Raw genomic sequence first — 23,350 nt, forward strand, 5'->3', positions numbered from 1 at the left:
CCGCGTCGTACGCCCGAACCGGTCGGGGCCGACCCCGCACCCACGCTCCCGGGGCCGCGACACCCCTCGGGGACCGGCCTGCCCCGGGCAGCGGCCCGCGCCGCCCGACCGTGCTCCGGTCGGGCGGCGCGGGGCGGCTGACGCGTCGGGGCGACGCGGGAGGGCGGCGGTTACCTGACTGCGGGGACCCGCAGGACACCCACCTCACCGACGTTGCCGGCCACGTCGACCGCGCGGTAACGGACCCCGTGCGCCAGGTCGTCCAGCGGCACTGGCCCGGTCCAGGTGGTCCACTCCCCACCGTCGAGGCGGTACTCCACCCGGGCCACCCCGGAGTCGCCGTCGCGACCGGTGACGACCAGCGTGCGGCCCACCAGCGTCGCCTCGGCGGTCGGTGCCACCCGGTCCACCTGCACCGACACCGACCAGGGCTCGCTCCAGAACAGGTTGACCCCCTGCGCCCGGTACTGCACCGTGTGCCGGCCCGCCGGCAGGGCCACCGGCTCCCGGTACGGGAACCAGCCTCCCCCGTCGATCTGGTACTCCACCAACCGGATCAGCTCGCCGTGGGCCAGGGTGAGGGCGGCGTTCGCGCCGTACCAGCCGTCGGCGCCCGGGTCGGTGATCCGCAGCCGGGGCTGCCCGCCCCGGTAGCGCAGCGGCTCGACGCCGCTGAGCGTGGGCACCACCGGTTCGATGGTGCCGTCGTCGGCGAAGTACAACCGGTCGATGGTGGTCTCCCGGTGGGTGCCGTCACCGCCCGGGATGGCGAACCGGTGGTACGCCACGTACCAGTCGTCGGTACCGGGCACCTGGATGATCGAGTGGTGCCCGGTGCCCAGGATGCCCTGGCTCGGGTCCTTGGTGAGGATCTCCCCCTTGCTGGTGAACGGCCCGAGCGGGCTGCTGCCGATGCCGTAACCGACCCGGTAGTTCTCGCTGCCGGTGTCGTCGATCGACCAGGACAGGTAGTAGACGCCGTTGCGCTTGTGCATGAACAGGCCCTCGCGGAAGCCGGTGAGCCCGGTCAGCCGGACCCGCCTGCCGACGTCGTAGGAGACCATGTCGTCGTTCAGCGGCACCACGTACGGGGTGCCGTTGCCCCAGTACAGGTAGCTCTTCCCGTCGTCGTCGGTGAACACCGCCGGGTCGATCTGCTGGGCGTTGCCGTAGTCGGCCTTGCTCACCAGGGGCCGGCCGAGCGGGTCCACGAACGGCCCGAGGGGCGAGTCGGCCACCGCGACGCCGATGTTCTGCTGCGCCGAGAAGTACAGGTAGTACTTCCCGTTCTTCTCGATCGCGGCCGGCGCCCAGGCGTTGGTGTCCGCCCAGCTGATGTCCGGCCCGAGGTCGAGGATGGTGTCGTGGGCGGTCCAGTCGACCAGGTTGCGGCTGGACCACACGGTGAACGTCGAGCTGCCCCAGCCGGGGAACCCGTCGGTGGTGGCGTAGATGTAGTAGGTGTCGCCGAACCGGACGATGTTCGGGTCGGCGTTGAAGCCGGGCAGCACCGGGGTGTTCATCGGCACCGCCCGCACCGTCCAGGCCCGGCTGGCCCCGGCGGCGCTGGTGACGGTGACCGTCACCGGTCGGGTGTAGTTACGCGGACCGGCGGGCTTGACCGTGGAGGTCGGCGCGACCAGGTAGCGCGGGGCGAGGCTGGTCAGGTCGGTGCCCGGCCGGACCGGCAGGGTGATGGTGCCGGTGGCGGCGTCCACGATGGCCGGCACCTTCAGGCTGTCGAGTTCGACGGAGACCACGCTGGTGCCGTTGCTGCCGAGCGCGGCGACCTCGGCGTCGGTGAGCGCCCGGTTGTAGAGCGAGAAGTCGCGGATCCGGCCCTTGAGGTAGCGGTCGCTGGCGTACTGGGAGCGGCCCAGGTAGTTCGCGGTGGTCCGACCGCCGCCGATGTCACCGGGGGCGACGGTCAGCCCGGTCTTCTCGGCCACCCGCACCCCGTCCAGGTAGATCCGCGCGGTGCCGGCCCGGTTCAGGGTGTACGTCAGCGTCTTCCACGCTCCCCGGGGGAGCGCCCGGCCACCGGTGACGGTCTGTTCGCCGGTCCAGTTGCCGAGGCTGATCGAGGTGCGGTAGTCGTTGCCGGTGGTGAACAGGTAGCCGTTGCCGACGCCTGCGGAGTCGGTGTTGCCGAGCCCCCAGAGAAAGTACGGGGTGGCCTGGTCGGCGGCGATGTTCACGTCCATCGACACGGTGATCTCGTCCAACCCGGCCATGATGTTGTCGGGCAGGTCGACGTGGCCGTTGGTGCCGCCGAGGGTGAGGCTGCCGTCGTCCCACCGGGCGTCACCGGCCAGCGTGGCGTGGTGGCCGTTGCCGGAGTCGTCGGTGACCGTGCCGCCGCCTGCCTGGTCGAGCCGGTAGTGGGCCACCACCCCGTCGGCGTTGGCGCTGACCGGCGGCGGCGCGTCGTTGAGCGCGTCGAGTTCGGCACGGGTGACCGGGATGACGGTGCCGTGGCGGGGGCTGGCCGGCAGCCGGTAGGAGGCCGGCACCTTCCAGTTCGGCTTCGCCAGGTCGTCGGTGCCCAGCGGGATGTAGCCCCGGCCGCCGTACTCGTCGACGAAGAGGTAGTAGCGCGAGCCGGAGGTGTCGCCGGGGTTGGCCTTGAAGACGGTGGGGCCCTCGACGGCGGAGGTGCCGGCGTCGCGGCCGATGCACGAGTCGAGCATCGTCCACGCGGGCCGGCCGGGCAGGTCGACGGCGGTCAGCGAGGTCGACTTCTCCTGGATGATGTCGGAGCAGCCGGTGCCACCGCCGCCCTCGTCCTTGGTGAACCGGTAGTAGGTGTCGCCCTCACGGATCATCGTGGAGTCGATCCGCGACTCGCCCCGGTCCTGCCAGATGGTCGCCGGGCTGAACGTGACGAAGTCGCGGGTGGTGGCGGCCAGCATCCGGTTGTAGGTGTTGCCGGTGTGGTTCGGGTCGTTCTCGGCGAACAGCTTCGAGGCCCAGAAGACCAGGTACTCGCCGCGCTCGGCGTCCCAGTACGCCTCGGGCGCCCAGGTGTTGCCGGCGGTCGGCGGGGAGACCTCGACGTGCCGCTGCGCCGACCAGTTGACCAGGTCGGTGGACTCCCACACCTCCAGGTAACGGCTGCCCCGGCGCTGGGCGGCGTCCCAGTCGCCGTTGCGGCCGATCGACAGGTCGGTGGCGATCAGGAAGAACCGGTCCCCCTCCGGGCTGCGGATCAGGAACGGGTCGCGCAGGCCCCGGGTGCCGTACGTCGACTCCAGTTTCGGCTGGCCGCCGTTGACCTCGGTCCACTGCAGGGCGTTGTTGCCCCGGCTGGCGGCGAAGTAGATCTTCTCCCCGGCGATCGAGTTGCCGGTGAAGTAGCTGAACGCGTAGCCGGCGTACGGCGCGGGGGCCGGCAGCTCCCGAACGGTCAGCGGGATGGTCCGTTCGGCGGTGGCGCTGCCGACGGTGACGGTGGCGGTCACCGGGACCGTGACGTCGCCCGCGCCGTGCGCCGGGCGACGGACCACGCCGTCGGGGGTGACCACCTCGGGCCGGGCCGAGCGCCAGGCGACCGTCGCGCCGTGCCGGCCGGTGCCGGGCAGGGTCAGGTTGCCGCGGACGTCGTCGGCGTGCACCAGGGACAGCGCGGCGGCGGCCGACTCGGCCCGGGTCTGGTCGGACTCCTCGGGTCGTACGATCGCGGCGACCTCGGCGGGGGTGAGCGCCCGGTCGTAGATCCGGAAGTTCGCCACCCGTCCCTTGAGGAACCGGTCGGTGGCGTAGGTGGACCGGCCGAGGTGGTTGCTGGTGGTGACGCCGTTGCCGACGGCGCTGGGCGGCACGGTGACGGCGGTGTTGCGGGCCACCTGCACACCGTCGGCGTAGAGGGTGCCGGTGGTGCCGGTCTGGGTGTAGGTGACCGACTTCCAGACCCCCCGGGTCAGGTTGCCGCCGGCGCCGGTGACCTGCTCGCCGGCCCAGTTGGTGGTGGTGATGCCGGCGCGGAACGCGTCGCCGCTGGCGAACAGGTAGCCGGTGCCGGCGGCAGAGGTGGCCGGGTTGCCCAGACCCCAGAGGAAGTACGGGGTCTGCTGGGTCGGGTCGACGAGGACGTCGACCGCGACGGTGAGCGACGACCGGCCGGCCAGGATGTCGTTCGGCAGCTTGACGTGGTCGTCGACGCCGTCGAGCAGCAGCCCGTCCGGGCCGGTCCAGGTGCCGCCGCCGACCAGGGTGCCGTCGTTGCCGTGGCCGGAGGTGTCGGTGATGGTGGTGCCGGTGCGCTGGTCGAGGTCGTAGCGCAGCAGCAGCCCGTCGGTGACGTCGGCGGCAGCCGCGTCGGCCGGGGTCGCCACGGCGGGGGTCAGCGCGGCGACCAGGGTGAGCAGCGTGGCGGCGGCGAGGGTACGGGTGCGGCGGGGGGTGGCGGCGTGGTGGTCCCGGGGAACTGCTGAGCGCATGGGGGATTCCTCGGTGTCATGTGAGCGTTAACAGGCTGGAATTGTCAACGCAACAATCAGACTCCGTCAAGGAGGTGGACCCCGCCGATGCGCTGCGCTCACGCCCGCTCACCGCAGGGCGACCCGGGGGGCCCTTGACGCCGTCGAGCGACCCGAAACCACCCCGCCGACCTACTTGATCTTGCGAGTGGACCGGACCACGATGTCCGCGTACTCCGGGTGCCGGCCCAGCCAGTCACCGAGGAACGGGCAGATCGGCACCACCGTCCGGCCCCGGGAGCGGGCGTCGTCCATGACCGCGCGGGCCAGCGTCGAGCCGGCCCCCCGACCCTCGAAGGCCGGCTCGACCTCGGTGTGCGTGTAGGCGATGATGGTGCCGGTCAACTGGTAGGTGACCATCCCGGCCAGCGTTCCGGTCTCGTCGCGCGCCTCGAACCGCTCCCGGTCCGGCGCGTCTGTCACGGTGAACTCCACCGGACCATCCAAACACGCGACGGCCGGGTCAGGATCGCAGCGTGCGGCTCGGCGGCTGGCCGTAGGCGGCCCGGTAGTCGGTGGCGAAGCGCTTCGCGTCCGTGAACCCCCAGCGGGCGGCGATCGCGGCCACCGTGTCGCCCGCCGCCGGGCCCCCCGGAGCAGGTCCTCGTGGGCGCGGCCCAGCCGAACCCGGCGGGCGTACCGGGCGGGGGTGGTGTCCTGGTAACGGCGGAACGCGTACTGCAACCCTCGGGCGGAGACGCCGGAGGCCTCGGCCAGCTCCGCCAGCGACACGTACCGGTCGCTGTGCGCCTCCACGTGGTCCATCGCCCGGCGTACCACCGAGGGCGCGATGTCACCCGGGCCGCGCGGCTGGGGTACGACGGCGGCGCTCGGGAAGACCGCCAGCGCCGCCGCCGCCAGCATGTGCCGGACCTGCTCGATGACCAGCGGGTTGGTGGCCAGGGCGAGGTCGGCCAGCACCACCTGCCGCACGTACGCCAGCGTCCCCAACCAGTGCCGCTCCAGCCCGACCGAGACCGGACGGGTTCCCACGAAACGCACCCGCCCACCGCCACCTCCGGACCAGGTGTGGGCGACCTCGTCGACCAGCGACGTCGGCAGCCCGACGGCGAACGACTCAACGGCCTCGCCCTCCAACTCCAGCGCCTGCTCGGCCGGCAGGAGGGCCACCTGGCCGGGTGTGACTCGGTGGACGTCCCGGCGGTCGCTGACCGACAACCGTCCGTCGCGCACGTGCAAGATGTTGACCAGTCCGTGCGCGACGGCCTCCACCCGGAGGCATGCCGAGCACCGCAGTCCGTACAGCGTCACATCGCCGAGCATCGCTCTCATGCCCCGCAGTTGCGCCCCCTCGGCCCCGAACTCGGACACCGCGACGGTGACGTCGGCGAACGTGGCCCGCAGGAACGCGCGCACCTCGTCGGCGTCGGTCATGGTGTACCGCTGCCAGGGCAATGGCTGCACCCCGGCCTCGGGATCGGCTTCCACGGCTGGTCGCGCCGTCGATCGCCGGGAAAGGGGCGGCCGGTAGCCAGCCATCCGGTGCCCTCCCGCGGCCACGCCGCCTGGCAACGCACCGGGCAGCAGAAATCCAATAATGCCGCACTATAGGCGACATCACCGATCTGCTACCTGCCCTACCCCGGATCGGACACTCTAATCACGCTACATATTCGCGATTCGCGCACCAAGGTGGTGAAAGACGAAGGTAGAACAGATCCAAGCAGCGCGAAAGCAAATTTCTCGCTCGCGAGAAAAGGTTGCGGCACACGAAGAAGTCAGGTCGAAATCACCCCGGCACACACCAGCCATCGCCCCCCGCCCGCCGGATACCGCTCTGGCCAGCGCAGATGACCCCCTCGACAGAGCACCGTGGACAGTAACCACAGCCGGGAACCGCTCCGACGCAGGCCGCCGCCGGCAGTCACCAGACGGTCGACGCGCGTCGGCCGACTTGCGCGGGATCCCCGGATAGGCAGCCACGACGCGCACAAGGCGCAATTCGCGGAACGAGACCGCCGAGCAGCGTGACCACCACGGTCTCCAAGCGTTAATTCCGACAACGGCAACGCCGCAGGAGTCCGATACCGGAAACACTCCATAGCAGCTACTATCGCCCCAAACGCCTTTCATGACCCGCAATGGGGTTTTCTGGGCGTCCATCTACCGAAGCAGGGAACTGACATGGATTCACTCCGCGACCTCGACGGCACTCCCACCGCACCCGACGCCTCGGGCTACCGGCCCCCGACCGTCACCCGGCTCGGCACCCTCGCCGAACTCACCCAGGGCGGCACCGTCGGGCCCGACGACGGGCTGGGCGGCAACGGCGACGCCTCGCTGCTCTGAACCAACGGTGAGGGCCGGACGCCGATGCTGCGTCTCGTGCGGGCCACCCGACGGTTCGGTCACCGCAGTGTCTTCACCGACCTCGACTTCGAGGCGGCGGCCGGCGAACGGGTGCTCCTGGCGGGGCCCAACGGATCCGGCAAGACCACCCTGCTGCGGTGCCTGTCCGGCACGCTGGCCCTGAGTGCCGGGCAGGCCACCGTGGCCGGCCATCCGGTCGGCTCGCCGGGTGCCCGGCGCGCGACCGGCGTGTGCCTGGCGCCGGAACAGGGCCTCTACGAGCAGCTCACGGCACACCAGAACATCACGCTCGTCGCCCGGCTCCGGCTCCCCCGGCGGGCCGTCCGCGCCGCCGTCGACGCAATCGAGGAGGAGTTGGGCATCGCCCGCTACGCCAGCATGCCGGCCGCCCGCTGCTCGGCCGGCATGCGCGCCCGGATCAGCATCGCCCGGTCGCTCGTCGCCGCACCCGCGCTCCTGCTGCTCGACGAGCCGGGGCGCTCCCTCGACGAGGAGGGCCGGCGGTTGCTCTGGCAGACCATCGACCGGCGGACGGAGCTGACCTGTGTGGTCGCCTCCCACCACGCCGACGACGGCAACCGTTGCCAGCAGCGGCTCACCCTGGCGGCGGTCGGATGACGCCACGGGCCGGCACGCGTCTGCACCCCCGGCCGGCTCCGCCCGCCCCCGGCCCGGCTCCCCGGCCCGGGTCGGCGGCGGGCGGTCGGGCCGTGCTCGCCCTGGCCCGGCGGGACCTGGGCGAGCGACAGCTGATCCGGCTGCCACTGCTGCTGGACCTCGTGTTCGGGGTGGTGAACCTGCTGGTCTTCCTGTTCATCTCCCGGGTGTTGACGCCACCGGGGGCGCACCGCCTGCTGGGCGCGACGACCTACTTCGACTTCGTCGCGGTCGGCATCACCTTCATGCTCGTCCTCCAGGCCGCGAGCACCCAGCTGACCTCGCGGGTGGCCCGGGAGCAACGCAGCGGCACGCTGGAGCTGCTGGCCGCGCAGCCGGTGCCGGCGTCCGCCCTCGCGGTGGGCACGGCCGCGTACCCTTTCCTGCTGGCGTTGCTGCGCGCCGGGTTCTACCTGGTCCTGCTGCACGCGCTGTTCGGCCTGCACACCGCGCGGGCCGACTGGTGGGGCGTCGCCGCGGTCCTGGTGGCCGGCAGCGCGGCGATGATGGGTATCGGCATCGGGTTGACCGCGTTCGCCGTTGCCGTCGGGTACGGCGAGAGCGCCGCCCGCCTGATGATCGTCGGATTGTCCTTCCTGTCCGGGACGTACTTCCCGGTGGCCGCGCTTCCCGGTGGCCTACCCACCCTGACCGCCGTGCTGCCCAGCCGGATCGCGCTGGACGGCCTGCGCGCCGCGTTGTCCGGCGACGCCTGGGCCGGCTCCGCACTCACCCTGTTGGCCGCCACCGTGTTGCTGTTACCCCTGTCGACCTGGTTCTTCGGGCGCGCGCTACGGATCGCCACCGCCCGGGGAACCCTGACCCGTGATTGAGGTGCCCATGCTCCGTCCGACTCCGCTCGACATCGCGTCCGGCACCGTGCTGGGCGTGGGGCCGCCGACCCTGCGGGTCGTCCCCCCGGTCGCCCCGGACCCGCTCGCCGCGCTGGGCCAGGCGGTGCTGCCCGCGCTGCGCCGACCGCCGTGCGTGGTGAGCTTCTCCGGCGGGTTGGACTCGTCGCTGGTGCTCGCCGTGGCCGTCCGGATGGCCCGGTGGGAGGGCCTGCCCGACCCGGTCCCGATCACCTGGCGGTTCACCGGCGCACCCCGGGCCGACGAGTCGCCCTGGCAGGACCGGGTCGTCGCGGCGCTTGGCCTCGGGTCCGCATGGGAGATCCTGCGGGCCGACCACGACCTGGACCTGGTCGGCCCGGTCGCCAGCCGTTTCCTGCACCGTTACGGGGTACGGCATCCGGTGAACCTGCACCTGCACCTGCCGCTGCTGGAGCTGGCCACTGGCGGAAGCGTGCTCACCGGCCTCGGCGGGGACCAGGTGTTGTCGGGATGGCGTCGTCCGCCACCCCGGTCGACCCGGGCCCGCTTGGGACGGGTCCGGGTCCTCGCCCGTGAGCTGTCGCGCCGGCACCGGCCGAAGCGGCTGTTCCCGTGGCTGCCGGCCGAGACAGCCCGGCAGGTCGGCCGCGCGCTGCGGGCGGAGCAGCGGGCCGAGCCGCGCCGGCTCGGCCCCCGCGTCGCGTGGCACACCCGCCGCCGTGACCTGGTGATCACCCGGTCAGCCTTCACCGCCGTCGCCGAGGACCACGACGTCACCCCGGTCCATCCGCTGCTCGACGACGGCTTCCTGGACGCGCTGACCGCACTGGCCGGGCGGCGGCACCGCACCTCCCGGGACGGTCTGCTCGCCGAGATCGTCGGCGACGCCCTGCCGCCCGAGGTCATCGCGCCCCGCCGCAAGGCCCACTTCCGCGACGTCTTTCTGCGTACCCCGACCCGGGAGTTCGTCCGCTCCTGGGACGGCACCGGCGCGGACCCGGAGCTGGTCGACGTGGCCGCCCTGCGCGACACCTGGTCCCGCTGGCCGATCCCCGGCGGCACCGCCGCCCTGGTCCAGCAGCTCTGGCTGGCGACCACACCATCCCCGGCCCCTCGGTTCCCGACGCGGGCCACGCCGATCCGAGCGCTGCCACCGGCCGGAGGGCGACGCGCCGGAGCCGACGCGGAGGTGAGCGGATGAGCCGGCCGGAGACCGTACACCGGGTGGACCCGACCCGGGTGGCCTGGCGGCAGGCCGGCGACGAGGTGGTCGTGCTGGACACCGACCGCTCGGTCTACTTCGGACTGGACCGCTGCGGGGCGATGCTGTGGCAGCACCTGGTCGGCGGCGCGACACAGCAGGAACTGGTGACCGTGCTGGTCGCCGACATCGCCGTGGATCCGGACCGGGCGAGCGCCGATGTCGCGGCCTTCCTCGACGACCTGCGCCGACACGGCCTGCTACCGGGGCCGTGACCCGCTGTCGGCCCGCCAGCCCGACCGGCCCGGATGACCCGACGTCAGGGCCGACCGCCAGGCCCGGGTGGCCGGCGTCAGGGCCGTTCGCCCAGCCAGGCCGGCGGGGTGGGCCGGCGGAGGATCTCCACCATGGCCTCCCGCTCGGCGTCGGTGTCGCCGTCGAGCCAGGCGTGGGCGTGGAAACCGGTGCTCGGGGCGGTCACCCCGATCACGACCGTCCGGGCGACCAGCTGAGCGCCGTACCAGCGTTGCCGCACCAGGGAGCGTTCCAGGCAGTTGGCCCCGGTGCGGCGCAGCACGCCGAGCACCACCGCGCGGTGGGCGGCCGCGCCGGGCGGCGGGGCCGGCAGCCGCAGGTCGGTCATGCCCTGCCGGGCGAGCTGCCGACGCGCCTGATGCACCGCCCGGCCCGTCCAGAGGGCCGTCCGGGCCGCCGGCAGGCCACCCCGGCGCAGCGCCCGCGCCATGGCACGCAGGGTCGACCGGTGCCGGTCAGCCATGGCGGGAGCGCCGCGCCAGCCGGGTGGCGGTCCGCAGCTCCCGCACCGCCGTCGGCAGGCTGACGACGTGCCGGGCGAAACGCAGCAGGTAGGCGGCCGACAGGCCCACCGGACCGCGCCGGGCCAGCCGGCTGCCGTGCCGCATCGCGGTGGGTGGTGGCAGGAGGTACGGCACCAGGTGCCGCCACCGGTCCCGACCGGTGGGCAGCTCGGCGAGCCGGGCCAGCACGTACGCGGGGCCGGAGACCCGACGCACGGCGGCCCACTGCGTCCGGCTCGTCTGCCGGGGCAGGCCGAGGCGGTCCGCCAGCTCCGCGCCGCCCGGAGCCAGGCGCAGCCCGAAGCCGAACGCCGGCACCGCGCCGGTCTGTCTGGCGAGCACGGTGGCCGCCCGCCACACCTCGACCGGGAAGACCACCAACGCACGCCGCAGATCGGCGTACGGCCGGTCGGAGCGACCGGGCATCGCGGCGTGCACGGCGACCAGCAGGGCGGTGGCGGCCACGTCGGGTACGGCGACCGTGCCGCCGGCCAACGGCAGCCGCTGCGCCGACGCCGACAGCAGGGTCCAGAACGCCTGCGGGTCGGCCACCCCGTGAAAGCCCCGGTGCAGGTCGACGACGAGCGGTGCCGGGCCGGGCGCGTACCAGGGGCGCTCATACCAGAGCAGCCGGGGATCGGGGCGGCCCGGCGGCAACGCGCTGCGGAAGCCCGACCCGGCGAGAAGCGCTTCGGCGCGGTCGAAGTCGTCCGGCGCGACCAGCAGGTCGACGTCGGAATAGACCCGGCGTCCCTCGGTGCCGAGACGGCGGGCCAGCCCGGCCCCCTTGAGTAGGATGGCCGGTATCCCCCGGTCGGCCAGCCGGGCGCAGGTCGCCACGGCGGTCGCGTCGAGAGCGAGGTGCCGGACGGCCGCGCCGGTGGCCTGCGATGCGGTCATCGGGACGCCGCCACGGCCCGCGCGGCGGTCAGGGTCCGCTCGACCAGCCGCAGGGTCGGCCCGAACGCGGCCCAGTCACGCGGCCGGGTGAGGTCCCACGCCGGCAGGGCGGCGAGGCCCAGCAGGGCGGCCGGGTCGGTGGGCAACCGGTGCCAGGACCGGCAGCCGGCGAGCCGGGCCAGCAGCTCGACCGGGGGCACCGGGGTCGTCGTCGTCGGGCCCCAGCCGAGGAAGAGCCAGCCACCCAGCGGGGTCCGGTCGGCGATCGGCGGCAGGGCCACCCGCAGCCGCTCACCGGCCCGGACCGCCCGGGTGGACAGCGCCGGCCCCGGCACGGGTTCCCGCAGGTCGATGCAGCGCGGGCCGGCGTAGACCTCGGTCCGGTCGACCACCAGGATGTCGTCGGCGACCACCGGGACGTCCCGGGCGGCCAGGGCGGCGAGCAGGCTGCTCTTGCCGGCGGTACGCGGCCCGACCACCGCCCAGGCCCGCCCGGCGTGGACGAACGCGCCACTGTGGAACGTCTCCCGGCCGGCCCACCGGTTGAAGACCGTCGCCACCGGGGCGAGGTAGGGGTGGGCGAGCACGTCGGGGGCGAGCGGCGGGCCGTGGAAGGTGGCGGTGCCCCGCCGCCGGTCCACCGCGAGGGTCCGCCCGTCGACGAGGACCCGTACCCCGCCGTCGAGGTCGATGGGGACCGGGGGTGGCGGCACGACGGTGGTCTGCCGGACGCGTACCGCCGGACGATCCGGGTGGGCCTCGGCCGGGGGAAGCTCCTCGACCTCGTCCAACCCGTGCACGCACAGCCCGTAGACGGACCGCCCGGTCGCCCCCATCGCTCCCCCGTTCATGTCCTGGTCAACGACCGTCGTCGGCGCAGCGGTGCGGGTGGCGGTCATGGTGACCCGCCACCCGCACCCCTGCTGCGACAGTGCCTCAGCGCACGGTGCCGGTGATCAGGCTCAGCTTCTTCGACTCGGCCAACCGGCGGGCATCGAGCGCCCGCTGCCTGGCCGAGGTGGCCGCCTTGGCCTTCTTCGCCGCCTTGCCGGCGCCCGCGATGGTCGGGGTGTCACCGGTGCCGAGCGCGTCGATGTCGTACGCGATCCAGAACGTGCCCGGCGTGTCGACGGCGAAGGTGAGGGCGATGTGCACCTGCCCACCCGGCCGCAGCCCGCCCAGGTCGAACGGGACGGTCAGGGTGGTGGCCAGCCCGCCGCCGGGCGGGCTGGTGGCCGGCGCGTCCATCGACAGGTTCCGCACCAGCAGGGTCTGACCGGTGCTGATGGTGATCGAGCTGGTCGGGTTGACCGGGTTGACCAGCCGCATGTTGGAGTGGATGGCCGGGGACGACCCGCCGGGCAGCGGTGCCCCGTTCTCCTGGCTCAGGGCGGTGATCCGGACCCGGGCCTGGGTGATCGGCGCGCTGGACCGGTTGGTGAGGGTCCGCCGGATGATCAGCGTTCCCGGGCTGCCGTTGACCCGGACCCGGTTGGGCGCGACGCCCTGGGCGACGCCCGGGTCGAGCAGCGTCGACTGCATGGCGGTGTTCTGCTGGTAGGTGCCCAGGCTGTTCTGCGGCGACGGGGTGCCCAACGCCGACGGCACCCCGTTGATCGGGCCGAGCACGGTCGCCACCAGCCGGAAGTCCGCCGCGTTGTCGTTGGTGTCCTGTGGCTTGCCGCCGAGGCTCAGCCGGACCCACGCGTGGTTCACGAACGGTGGGCTGCCGAAGGTCGGCAGCGGGGTGCCCTCGACGAAGCCCGGCGTGGAGCCGGCCGCATCGGTGACGGTGTGTGCCGTGTCCGGCGCCACCAGCCGCAGGCCGCCCTGGCCAAGGCCCGACACGACCAGGTCGGGCTGAATGTTGGGCAGCGAGTAGGTGGGGCCCACCACCAGGAAGCCGCGGCGCGGTGGGAGCGGTCGGGCGCTGCCCGGAACGACCACGACCACCCCGCCGGGGGCCTCGATCCGGAACCCGGCGATCGGCAGGTCGAGCGCGGTGGTGTTGGTGACCGTGACGTACTGGTCGGCGAGGCCGGTCAGACCCGACTGGGCGAACTGGTTGATCTCCAGTTGCTCCCGCAGGGCGGAGACCTCGACCGTGACCGAGTTCGACACCACCTCGGCGTTCGGATCGACCCCGTCGTACTGCACCCGGAACTGGTTGAGGCCGAAGGCCGGCATCTGCAGGTCGAACGAGGCGCGGTTGAGCGCCACCGGGAACGTCCCGAGCCGGGTCTCGATCCCGTTGGGCAGTGCGTCGATCAACGTCACCGCCCCGTCGGCCTGACCGGGCCCGATGACCACCTCGAAGTGCACCGGGGTGCCGAAGGTGGTGGCGTTGGTGGAGGCGGTCAGGGTGACCACGCTCTGGGGCTGCACCACCAGCCGGATCGGCTTGGTGGCGCTGAAGCCGTTGGCGTCGGTGACCCGGATGGTCGCCGGGTAGGTCCCGGCGAAGGTCGGCCGGCCGGAGATCAGGCCGGTGGCCGGGTCGAGGGTCAACCCGGGGGGCATCGACCCGTCGGCCAGTCCCCAGACGAACGGCGCGGTGCCGCCGACGACGGTGAGCAGGTCGGCGTAGATCGCATCGACCTCGGCCAGCGGCGGCGGCGGGAAGACCAGGGTGGGTGCCTGGTTGACGGTCAGCACGATCAGCCGGGTGCCGGAGCGGGCCGCCGCGTCGACCACCCGGATCACCACCGGGTACTGACCGGCGGTGGTCGGCACCCCGGAGATGCCGTTGGTGACCGGGTTGAGGATCAACCCGGGGGGCAGCGCACCGGAGGCCACCGACCAGGTGAACGGGGGCACGCCGTGGGTGACGTTCAGGGTGGCGACGTAGGCGATCCCGACGGTGGCGTCCGTGGGGGCGTCGAACAGCAGCGTCGGCGACACGTTCGCGGTCACCACCGCCGACTGCGCGGACTCCGGGCCGGTGCCGGCGGCGGTCCGGGCCGCCACGGTGAAGGTGTACGTGGTGGTCGGGAGCAGGCCGGTCACCGTGTTGGTGGTGGCCGGACCGAACGACTGCGCGGCCTGGCGCACCCCGCCGACGTACGGGTGGACCTCGTAGCCGGTGATCGGCGAGCCGCCGTCCGGGCCGGGGGTCCAGCTCAGCACCGCCGAGGCGGTGTCCGCGGTGACCGCGATGATGGTCGGGGCGCCCGGCAGGGCGAGCAGCTTGGCCGCCTTCGAGCGTGGGCTGGCCGGGCTGGTCCCGGCGACGTTCTTCGCGGCCACGGTGAAGGTGTAGCTGCCCCTCGCCGTCAGCCCGGAGACCTTCCGGCTGGTCGTCGAGGCGTCGAAGGAGACCGAGCGGGTCTTCTTTCCGTCCCGGTAGGCGGTCACCGCGTACCCGGTGATGGCGGTGTCCGGCGAGGCCGGTGCCTTCCAGGTGACCGTGGCCGTGGTGCGGAAGCGGGTGGCGGTGGGTGCGGCCGGGGCCGCCGGGGGTTTCGGCCGGGCCGCCACGGTGGTGGCCGGCGCGGCAGGAAGCGGGCGGTGGAGTGTGGACGCCGGGGGCGGGACGGACCGGCCGGGGTCACGCGCCGAGGCGGAGGTGGGTGCGGTGAGCAGGCCGACGAGCAGCAGCAGGGCGGCGACGAAGGCCGCCCGTGGGTGGAGACGGTGCACCAGGGACATGAAGTGTTCTCCCTCTTCGGGGGGGCGGTGGGCCACCCACGGAGGAAGGGACGAGACAGCGGTTCGGCTCTGGACCGCGTGCCCGATGCCCCCGTACCGCGACGGTGACCGGCGGAAATCGACCCGCTCCCCGCCGTCGGCGGGTAGTGGAATCTCGCTCCGTTCCTACCAGTTTTCGCAGCTCAGAGGTGTTCTGCCAGGGCACGGTTCGGGCCCTGCACAGTGGTCGCGCGGGCAGCGTCGCCTACCTGACACTTCGCTGCTGCGCGTACCGGAACTGCGGTTTCCGCCGCCGGAACCGGTGCCCGACCCGGCCGGCCAGGGCGTCGAGGCGGTCCGCCCGATCCGCGACGAGATCCGGGCCCGGGTGGAGCAGCTCCTCGCCGACCTGCGACCGGCCGGCTGAGCCCGACCACTGTGGGTTAGAGTCCGGCCGCATGGAAGGCACCACGCTGCGCACCGCCCGCCTGGAACTCCGCCCGGTACGGGACGAGGACGTCGACCGGATCCTCGAATACCGCAACCTGCCCGAGGTCACCTACTGGCTGCTGCGTACCCAGGTGGAGCCGGCGGCGTTCCGGGCGGCGTGGCGGCGCGCGGCGGCGGACCCCGACGACCACAGCATGGCGGTGACCCTGGCCGGCCTGGTGATCGGCACGGTCTCGCTCGACGTGGTGGACGGGATGGGCCAGCCGGGCATGCCGGCACGCACGGAGGCGCAGCTCGGCTACATCTTCGACCCGGCCCACGGCGGCCACGGCTACGCCACCGAGGCGGTCGCGGCGATGGTGACGCACGCGTTCGCCGGGCTGGGCGTCCGCCGGATCACCGCCGGCTGCTTCGCCGACAACCTCGCCTCGGTACGGGTGCTGGAGAAGGTCGGGATGCGTCGGGAGCAGCACGGCGTCGGCGATTCCTGGCACGCCGAACGGGGCTGGGTGGACGGCTACACCTACGCGCTGTGCATCGACGCCTGGCCCGGGACGCCCCGCTAGAAAGGGATCACGGCGACTGCGGTGGCCTGGCCTTCTGCGGGTGGATCGTCTCGTGGCGGGCCAGCATGGCGACGAACTCGACGATCTTCCGCTCGCGGGTCTGCGCCCGCTTCACCGCGTTGAGGCGGTGGCTGAGCGCGAACCGGTTGGCGCTGGTGAGCACGTCGAACATGGCCTGGGCGGCCGGTACGGCGGCGATGGCGGCGAGCAGGTCGGCCGGCACCTCGACCTCCGACGGCGGGGCGTAGGCCGCCGCCCACCGCCCGTCGGCCTTCGCGGCCTCCACCGCGGCCCGCCCCGAGGGCTGCATCCGCCCCTGCTCCTCCAGCCGCGCCACATGGGCGACGTTGCGTTGCGACCAGATGCTGCGCGGCCGGCGGGGGGTGAACCTGATCCACGAGGTCTCCAGGTCCCGTTTCCGGGCCTGGCCGTCGATCCAGCCGAAGCACAGGCCCTCGTCGACCGCCTGCTGCCAGGTCAGCGTGGTGACCGTGCCGCCCTTGCGGGTCAGGGCGAGCCAGACGCCCGGCGAGGTGGCGTGGTGAGCCGACAACCAGGCACGCAGCGCGTCCGCGTCGGCGACGATCAACTCATCCAGTTCGGCGCTCACCATGACGGCAGGTTAGCCGCCACGGGTGACAGACCCGCCCGGGTCGGTCCCGGCCCGGGCATCCGTCGGCACCACCCCGGCGACCGGCGGACAGGTTTCCCGGCCGGCGTGCTCAGGACACCAGCAGGCGTAGGCCGAGCTCGGCGGTGTCGCGGCTGATGAGGTCGCGGTTGCGCTGCGTCCACCGGCCGGAGGCGAGGTCCGCCCGCAGCATCCGCACGGCCCTGCGCTCGGCCTGCGGCCCGACCCTGGTCCAGACCGACGTCGCCCGCCGCACCGGCTCGTCCAGGTAGGCTTCGGGCCGCCGCCAGTACGCCTCGAAGAGACCGTCGGCGCAGTCCCACGGGACACCCACCGGCTCGGCGCGGCCACCGGTCGCGCGGGTCAGGTCGGCCAGCGCGGGCCAGCCGACGAGCAGTCCCGCAAACTCCGGCAGGTAGTCGCGGGTCAGCCAGAACCGCTCCCGCCAGCCGGTGTCGTCGGCGTCGTAGGTGAACACCACCACCCGACGGGCCACCCGTCGCATCTCCCGCAGCCCGGCGACCGGGTCCGGCCAGTGATGGACGGTGCTGACCGCCATCGCGGCGTCGAAGGACCGGTCCGCGAAGGGCAGGTTCTCGGCGGCGGCGGCCACGCACCGCGCCGCACCCGGGGGGCGCTGCGCCCGCATCACCGCCGACGGTTCCACCGCCGTGACCTCGCGGTCGGGTGGCTCGTAGGAACCGGTGCCGGCCCCGACGTTGAGCACCGTGCGGGCGTCACCCAGCGCCGCCCAGATCCGGGCGGCGATCCGGGGCTCGGTACGCCGGGTCGCCGGGTAGGCCGCGCCGATGGTGTCGTACAATCGCGCGCCGAACACCCGCAGTTGCTCCTCCGGCGGCGTCGCAATCCCCATCGCCCGCGCCTCCAGTTCCCGGTCGATGGCCGTCACCATGGCGGCGGCCCGGTCGCGCTGGTCCGCCAGCAGACCGCGCAGCCGGCACAGGTGCGCGACCGGGTCGGTCGTCGGGTCGTCCACCAGTGCCGCGATCTCCCGCAGCCCGAAGCCGAGCCGCCGGTAGCCGAGCACCTCCCGCAGCCGTCGCACGTCGCCCGCCGAGTACGCCCGGTGCCCCGCCGGAGTGCGGGCGGACGGCGTCAGCAGGCCGATCCCGTCGTAGTGGTGCAGGGTGCGGACGGTGACCCCGGCCAGCTCCGCCACCCGTCCCACGGTCAGGTGTTCCTCCACGGCTCCGACTATCCGCCATGACGCCACGTGAGGAGCAAGCGTCGCGTGCACAAGGTGCGGGCCCGCCTGCTCCGGTGCCGGAGGAGGCGGGCCCGCACGGTCGTCGAGGTCGCGCCGTCGGCCGTCAGGCCACGGTGCAGGGGATGCCGTTGAGGGTGAACGCGGTCGGTTTGGCGGTGTTGCCGGTGTGGTTGGCCTGGAAGCCGATCTCGACGGTGGCGCCGGGGGCGATCGTGCCGTTGTAGCTGACGTTGCGGGCGCTCACCTGACCGCTGGTGGGCGAGATGGTGGCGCTCCAGGCCGACGTGATGGACTGGCCCGACGGCAGGGTGAACACCAACGTCCAGCCGTCGATCGTCGACGTGCCGGTGTTGGTGATGCTGATGCTGGCGGTGAAGCCGGAGTCCCAGCTGTTCATCGTGTAGCCGACCCGGGGTCCGCTGCCGCCCGCCGTGGGGGTGGGGGTCGGGGTGGGCGTCGGGGTCGGCGTCGGGGTGCCCGTGGGCGTCACGGTCGGGGTGGGGGTCGGCGTGGTGCCGTTGACGCTGGTCACGAACGTCATCACGCTGCGCGCGGGCAGGTTGACGGTCAACGAGCCGTTGGACATGGTCAGCGCGCTCTGCGGGGCGACGTTGCGGCTGCCGTCGGTCAGCCAGTTCTGCACGCTGCCCGACGCGGTGGCGCCGGAGAGGGTGAACTGCTGGCTAACCGCCGAGGTGTTCTTGTTGACCGCGACGATGACCACGGTGTTGCCGCCCCGGTAGGCCGAGACGTAGACGTTCGACGCCGGGTTGGCCGTGGCGTCGACGCGGACGTATCCGGGCCGCACGAACCGGGCGAACTGGGCCATCATCGCGCCCCGCTTGCTGATCTGACCGTCCTCGCGCATGGGGCCGTAGCTGCGCCGCAGGTACCACCAGACGTACGTCTGGAACTCGGCGTCGACCATGGACCGGTGGATGTGCTCGCCGACGTCGAGCGCCTCCGGCCAGGCGTCACCCGAGTTCGCGTTGCTGTTCGGGTAGTAGACCTCGGTCATCCACAGTTCCTTGCCCGCCCCCTTCTGCTTGAACAGCGGGTACGGGAAGTTCGAGTACGAGGTGCCGTAGAGGTGGGCCCCGATGATGTCGACGTTGGCCAGTGCGGTGGCGTCGTTGAGGATCGGGTCCGACATCGACTTGACGTACTGGAACGACTCCGGCGCCATCACCCGGGTGCTGATCACCCCGGAGTTCTCCTTGAGGAACTTGATGATCTCGCCGGAGGTCCACCACGTCCAGTCGTGGGCGTAGTCGGGCTCGTTCTGCACGGAGATGGCGTAGAGGTTCACCCCGTTGTTGCGCATGTACACGGTGAAGTCGTTCAGGTACTGCGCATATGCGGCGTAGGAGCTGGCCCGCAGGCGCTTGGCGTTGGTCTGGCTGCCCCGGGTGAACGTCTCGATCATGCTGGCCGGGGGGTTCCACGGCGAGGCGAAGACGGTCACCCCGAGTTCGGCCGCGCGCTTGGCGGTGGCCAGGTCACGGCTCCAGTCCGCCTGGCTCTCGCCGACCGGGATGCGCAGCACGGAGAAGCCGAGCCGGCCCTCACCGGTGCCGAACGCCGTCTCCCGCTGGGCGGCGGTCAGGTCGCCGATCCAGCCGGCGTGGGCCATCGCGCCGTAGCCCTTGATCGTCTGCCGGGTCGCCGACAGGTTGATGCTCGCCGGGGCGGCGGAGGCCTCCGTGGCTCCCAGGGCCGCCGTGGCCGCCGCGACGGGCAGCGTGCCCAGCGTCGTCAGGACTACGCGACGGCTCAGTGTTTTCCGCTCGCTGGCCGCCGGCCCATTCTGATCCTGCGTCATTTCTTTCGTCCTCCTGGTGGTGGTGGTGGTGATACGCGCCCTGCCGGTTCCATCGAGCCGGTCGGCACCGATCTGCTGCGCCGCCACGGGGATGACCTGGACGTCACCGTCGGCGTTTCGACAGCACATATCGACTGTGATAATTGTGAACGTTAACGGCCGGAGTTTAGTTTCCCCTTCCATAGGGGTCAAGCACGCCGGCCGCATCCGGGTCCGCACCGATCCCGCGCGTCCGATGGTCGTCGCACGCCGCCACGACGCGGGCGGCGACAGGGGGCGACCGGCGCGCACGGCCCGCCATCCGACGGTTGCTAACGTGACCGCCGTGACGGAGTTGGCGGACCTGGTCCTCACCCCCGACGAGCGGGCCCGGGGCATCGGGGTCGACAGCGTGCTGTTCGTGATGGACTGGACCGGCGAGGAGGAGCCCGGCGCCCTGGCGGCGTTCGTGGCCGGGCGGATCCGGGCCTTCGGGGCCCAGCCGGACGGCGTCGACACCGACGTCGTCCAGCGGGCCGCCGAGGCCGACCCGACGCTGGGCCGGGGCGACCTGCCGATCCGCCAACTCCACCACCTGTCCGGCGTGCTGGCACCGCTCGGCTTCACTCTCGCGGTGCACGACGACGGCACCGACAGCTACCCGGTGCTGGTCCTGCGGACCGGCGGGCAGCCGCCGACCGGGCTGACCCACCAGGGCCAGCCGGTACGGGACTGGGCCTCGCCACCCACCGAGACCCTGGTCAGCCTCGACTGCCCGGGCTGCGGGGAGATGCTGGTCTGGCAACTGCCGGCGACCGGGAGCCTCGCCGACGAGCACTGCGACTGCGGAACCGCGCTGTTCGACGCCACCGGCCGCCCACTGCCCGACGTCACGCTCCACGACTGAGTCGTTCCCGGCGGCGGACGACCACCGGGTAATGGGGTACGGCCACCCGGCGTGGTCCGAAATACCCGGCATAACGCATGGCACCCAGGGCCGGCCGGGACCGGTTCGATTGTGGCGGGATTCGCGACGACGGCGGGCAATTGATCTGACGTTCCCCCCTTTCCCCATAGTCGAACGGGAATGCCCTGCGGTAACTGTCGGGCCGGCGCGACTCGGTCCACCGCATGGTGGTGCGCGGGTCCGGCGTACCCCGACCGGCGCCGGCCCGACCGCTGCCGGCAGCCGTCCGGCTGCCGCCGCCCCGCCGGTCGTCCGACGGGGGCAGGCGGCACCCCACCGGGGAGCGGGCCGGCCGGGCACCGGCTCCGCGAAACGTCCGACCACGCGCCGGTCCACCGGCCGGTTCCCGCACGGGCCCGACGTCAACGCCGGCCGTGCCGCCGCACGCTCAGGCCCCGGCGTCGACGCCGCCAGCCGGCGGACCGCCCGGCTGGGCACCATCCCGAGCACGGAGAGCACCACCAGCGCAGCGAGGATCAGCACGGTGTCGCGGGTACCGACCACCGCAGCGACCGGCCCGACCGCCACCTGCCCCAGCGCAATGGCCACGAACGGGCCCAACATGTCGTACGAGTAGACCCGTCGGCCGGGACGTGCTGGGCGATCGCGGGGCCCCGATGCGCCGGCCCGGCCGTCCACTGTCGCGCCCACGTACAGGGGCATTGACCTGCGTGGCTTCACGACGCCGAGATCAACATGTCACGTCCGCGACACGATCCGGCTCAACAGTGGGTCAACGTCGCCCACCCCTCAAGGAGCGTCATGGCCCCCACCCCACCGACCGACGCCGAGCTGGACGTCCTCATCCGCGCCCGGCTCGCGTCACTCGGCATCGACCTCGACCAACTCCCACCCGGCACCACCGCCGACCCACAGACCGGCTCCCCCGGCCAGGCCACCGTGCTGGCCTCGCTGCGTTCGTTCGTCCGCAGCACGGTCGGTACCCTCGCCGCCTACCAGCCGCCCGCCCCGGCCGGCACCGACCCGGCCGTGGCCAAGGCGCTGTCCCAGCAGCCCGCGCCGATGCTCTACCCCTCGATCAGCACGGAATGGCGGAAGTGATGAGCACAGCCCCTGCCGACCACGGCGTCGACCGTCGCGCCTTCCTCGCCCGGACCGCCGCACTGGCCACCGCCTCGGCGGTCGGCGGCGTCGTCGGGCTGCCCGCCGTCGCCTCGGCGGCCGGCGTCACCCGCGCGGCGGTCGCCCCGCCCGGCCGCTACAACCCGGCGCTGGCCGTGCCGAACGCCTACGTCAAGCCGCGCCCGGAGGCGGTGGCCGACCCGACCGAGCTGACCATCGCCGAGGCCGCCTGGCTGATCCGGGCCGGCAAGCTCACCCCGGAGAAGCTGGTCGAGGCGTACCTGGCCCGGATCTCCCGCTACGAGCCGACCTACCAGGCGTTCAACCTGGTGCTCGCCGAGCAGGCGGTCAAGGCGGCCCGCGCGATGGCCCGCAAGCCGCACCGGGGCGCGCTGCACGGCATCCCGCTGGCCATCAAGGACAACTACTACACCGCCGGGGTGCCGACCACCGCCAGCTCCTACCTGTTCGCCGACTTCCGACCACCGTACGACGCCACGGCGGTGACCCGGCTGGTCACCGGCGGCGGGGCGATCGTGCTGGGCAAGACCCAGATGGGTCCGCTGGCCACCACCCGGGCCACCACCCCCGCCGGGGTGGTCACCACGGTCAACGCATGGACCCCCACCAACCCGGCCACCGACCCCGGCGGATCGTCCACCGGCACCGCCACCGCCGTGGCGGGCCGGCTCGCCGCGTCCGGCACCGGCACCCAGACCGGCGGCTCGATCACCGCGCCGTCCAACGCGCAGAACCTCACCGGGCTCAAGCCGACGATGGGTCGGGTGTCGCTGCACGGGATCATCCCGCTCAGCTACACCCGCGACCATCCCGGCCCGCTGGCCCGCGACGCCAAGGACGCCGCCATCATGCTCACCGCGATGGCCGGTGAGGACCCGGCCGACCCGCGCAGCCAGGGCCTGCCCGAGGTGCCCAAGCTGATCGACGCGGCCACCCCGACCCACCAGGGCGGCAAGCTCAAGCTGCGGTGGAAGACCCGGATCGGGGTGCTACCCGGCTTCACCGCCGGCACCTCGGAGACCGCGCTGGCCCGGCAGGCGTACCTGGCGAAGCTCGCCGCGATCACCGGCGCGACGATCGTCGACGTGCCGCTGCCCGACGAGTGGGAGCTGCTCACCGGCACCGCGTTCAACAACGTACGGCTGCCGGAGCGCACCGAGCCGTTCCTGCCCTACCTGCGTACCGACCTGCGCGGCTTCGGGGTGTCGGTGACCGGCTGGTTGCAGGGGGCGCTGCTGGGTGGCGGCGAGTTCATCACCGGCCAGCGGGCCAAGCTGCTGCTGATGGAACGGGTGCTCGACCAACTCTTCGCCGGGTGCGACGTGGTGGTGCAGACCGGTCCGGTGCCGTTCGACATCCTCGGCCTGCCGGAGATCGGCTTCCCGATCGGGTTCACCGGCGCGGGCCTGCCGATCGGCACCATCCTCGGTGGCCTGCCGTACGGCGAGGACCGGCTGCTGTCGGTGGTCGCCGCCTACCAGGCGGTGACCGACTGGCACCTGCGCCGACCGGCCGACCCGCCGGCCGTCGCGGCGGCGGCGCGCAGCGCCGCCCCGGCCGGGCTGCGGCTCACCGCCGACGAGGTCGCCCACCTGTCCCAGTGACCGCCACGTCGTCCGCCCCGCCGGACAGCGGCGGGGCGGACGACGGACGGACAGCGGCGGGGTGAACAGTGGCGGGGTGGGCACGGTGGGGTGGACGACCCGGTCCCGCGAAACGGGCGGCGGGGCACGGTGGGGTGGACGGCCGGTCCCGCGA

At 73.1% G+C, this 23,350-nt stretch carries 18 protein-coding genes; 9 read left to right on the top strand and 9 right to left on the bottom strand.

Annotation, left to right across the window (positions count from 1 at the left end):
• Nucleotides 1-170: 170 nt before the first annotated feature.
• Nucleotides 171-4,439, bottom strand: coding sequence for a family 43 glycosylhydrolase (locus J7462_RS07025; RefSeq protein ID WP_219462828.1), 4,269 nt, complete (start codon nucleotides 4,437-4,439; stop codon nucleotides 171-173).
• Between the two features lie 171 nt (nucleotides 4,440-4,610).
• Nucleotides 4,611-5,927, bottom strand: a complete 1,317-nt coding sequence (locus tag J7462_RS33205; RefSeq protein WP_219462830.1) for a GNAT family N-acetyltransferase — start codon at nucleotides 5,925-5,927, stop codon at nucleotides 4,611-4,613.
• A 696-nt stretch (nucleotides 5,928-6,623) separates the two neighbouring features.
• Here J7462_RS33205 and J7462_RS07035 point away from each other — a divergent pair.
• Genes J7462_RS07035 through J7462_RS07055 form a run of 5 tightly spaced genes read left to right on the top strand, consistent with a single transcriptional unit; the run spans nucleotide 6,624 to nucleotide 9,775 of the window.
• Nucleotides 6,624-6,788: a lasso RiPP family leader peptide-containing protein gene (locus tag J7462_RS07035; RefSeq protein ID WP_219462838.1), complete on the top strand. Its 165-nt coding sequence runs from the start codon at nucleotides 6,624-6,626 to the stop codon at nucleotides 6,786-6,788.
• 24 nt (nucleotides 6,789-6,812) lie between these two features.
• Nucleotides 6,813-7,427, top strand: coding sequence for an ATP-binding cassette domain-containing protein (locus J7462_RS07040; protein WP_219462840.1), 615 nt, complete (start codon nucleotides 6,813-6,815; stop codon nucleotides 7,425-7,427).
• On the top strand, nucleotides 7,424-8,299 hold the full coding sequence (locus J7462_RS07045; protein WP_219462842.1) for an ABC transporter permease: 876 nt from the start codon (nucleotides 7,424-7,426) through the stop codon (nucleotides 8,297-8,299). The genes J7462_RS07040 and J7462_RS07045 overlap by 4 nt, the downstream gene beginning before the upstream one ends.
• Nucleotides 8,300-8,306: 7 nt before the next feature.
• Nucleotides 8,307-9,500: an asparagine synthase-related protein gene (locus tag J7462_RS07050; RefSeq protein WP_219462845.1), complete on the top strand. Its 1,194-nt coding sequence runs from the start codon at nucleotides 8,307-8,309 to the stop codon at nucleotides 9,498-9,500.
• The gene (locus tag J7462_RS07055; RefSeq protein WP_219462847.1) at nucleotides 9,497-9,775 is read left to right on the top strand and encodes a PqqD family protein; all 279 of its coding nucleotides are present in this window, start codon (nucleotides 9,497-9,499) and stop codon (nucleotides 9,773-9,775) included. The genes J7462_RS07050 and J7462_RS07055 overlap by 4 nt, the downstream gene beginning before the upstream one ends.
• Before the next feature lie 77 nt (nucleotides 9,776-9,852).
• Here the strand turns inward: J7462_RS07055 and J7462_RS07060 are convergent, their stop codons facing one another.
• From J7462_RS07060 to J7462_RS07075, 4 genes are read right to left on the bottom strand one after another with little or no spacing between them, the layout of a single operon-like run.
• Nucleotides 9,853-10,278 carry a lasso peptide biosynthesis protein gene (locus J7462_RS07060; RefSeq protein WP_219462849.1) on the bottom strand — a complete coding sequence of 142 codons (426 nt, stop codon included), beginning with the start codon at nucleotides 10,276-10,278 and terminating at the stop codon, nucleotides 9,853-9,855.
• Nucleotides 10,271-11,218 carry a nucleotidyltransferase family protein gene (locus tag J7462_RS07065; RefSeq protein WP_219462850.1) on the bottom strand — a complete coding sequence of 316 codons (948 nt, stop codon included), beginning with the start codon at nucleotides 11,216-11,218 and terminating at the stop codon, nucleotides 10,271-10,273. The genes J7462_RS07060 and J7462_RS07065 overlap by 8 nt, the downstream gene beginning before the upstream one ends.
• Nucleotides 11,215-12,117 (bottom strand): hypothetical protein, encoded by a 903-nt coding sequence (locus J7462_RS07070; RefSeq protein WP_219462853.1) that lies wholly within the window; start codon nucleotides 12,115-12,117, stop codon nucleotides 11,215-11,217. Before J7462_RS07070 ends, J7462_RS07065 begins: the two co-directional genes overlap by 4 nt.
• A gap of 37 nt (nucleotides 12,118-12,154) precedes the next feature.
• The gene (locus J7462_RS07075; RefSeq protein ID WP_219462854.1) at nucleotides 12,155-14,866 is read right to left on the bottom strand and encodes a fibronectin type III domain-containing protein; all 2,712 of its coding nucleotides are present in this window, start codon (nucleotides 14,864-14,866) and stop codon (nucleotides 12,155-12,157) included.
• Between the two features lie 437 nt (nucleotides 14,867-15,303).
• Here J7462_RS07075 and J7462_RS07085 point away from each other — a divergent pair, with 437 nt between their 5' ends.
• Nucleotides 15,304-15,861: a GNAT family N-acetyltransferase gene (locus J7462_RS07085; protein ID WP_219462856.1), complete on the top strand. Its 558-nt coding sequence runs from the start codon at nucleotides 15,304-15,306 to the stop codon at nucleotides 15,859-15,861.
• 7 nt (nucleotides 15,862-15,868) lie between these two features.
• Here J7462_RS07085 and J7462_RS07090 read toward each other — a convergent pair whose 3' ends face one another.
• The 3 genes from J7462_RS07090 to J7462_RS07100 form a co-directional block, all read right to left on the bottom strand.
• Nucleotides 15,869-16,474, bottom strand: a complete 606-nt coding sequence (locus J7462_RS07090) for a YdeI family protein (protein WP_219462859.1) — start codon at nucleotides 16,472-16,474, stop codon at nucleotides 15,869-15,871.
• Between the two features lie 109 nt (nucleotides 16,475-16,583).
• Complete coding sequence (locus J7462_RS07095; protein WP_219462861.1) at nucleotides 16,584-17,699, bottom strand: MerR family transcriptional regulator; 1,116 nt, start codon at nucleotides 17,697-17,699, stop codon at nucleotides 16,584-16,586.
• A gap of 124 nt (nucleotides 17,700-17,823) precedes the next feature.
• Nucleotides 17,824-19,542: a cellulose binding domain-containing protein gene (locus tag J7462_RS07100; protein ID WP_219462863.1), complete on the bottom strand. Its 1,719-nt coding sequence runs from the start codon at nucleotides 19,540-19,542 to the stop codon at nucleotides 17,824-17,826.
• A 316-nt stretch (nucleotides 19,543-19,858) separates the two neighbouring features.
• Between J7462_RS07100 and J7462_RS07105 the strand changes: the two genes are divergently transcribed.
• The 3 genes from J7462_RS07105 to J7462_RS07115 all read left to right on the top strand — a co-directional run bounded on the left by J7462_RS07105 (nucleotide 19,859) and on the right by J7462_RS07115 (nucleotide 23,196).
• Entirely contained in the window at nucleotides 19,859-20,428 is a 570-nt protein-coding gene (locus J7462_RS07105; RefSeq protein WP_308290797.1) for a hypothetical protein, read from the top strand.
• Nucleotides 20,429-21,250: 822 nt separating this feature from the next.
• On the top strand, nucleotides 21,251-21,550 hold the full coding sequence (locus J7462_RS07110) for a hypothetical protein (RefSeq protein ID WP_219462865.1): 300 nt from the start codon (nucleotides 21,251-21,253) through the stop codon (nucleotides 21,548-21,550).
• Nucleotides 21,550-23,196 (top strand): amidase, encoded by a 1,647-nt coding sequence (locus J7462_RS07115; RefSeq protein WP_255597621.1) that lies wholly within the window; start codon nucleotides 21,550-21,552, stop codon nucleotides 23,194-23,196. The genes J7462_RS07110 and J7462_RS07115 overlap by 1 nt, the downstream gene beginning before the upstream one ends.
• The last annotated feature ends 154 nt before the right edge of the window (nucleotides 23,197-23,350 follow it).

The sequence above is a fragment of the Micromonospora sp. RL09-050-HVF-A genome (assembly GCF_019374995.1).
In the GTDB taxonomy this organism is placed as follows: domain Bacteria; phylum Actinomycetota; class Actinomycetes; order Mycobacteriales; family Micromonosporaceae; genus Micromonospora; species Micromonospora antibiotica.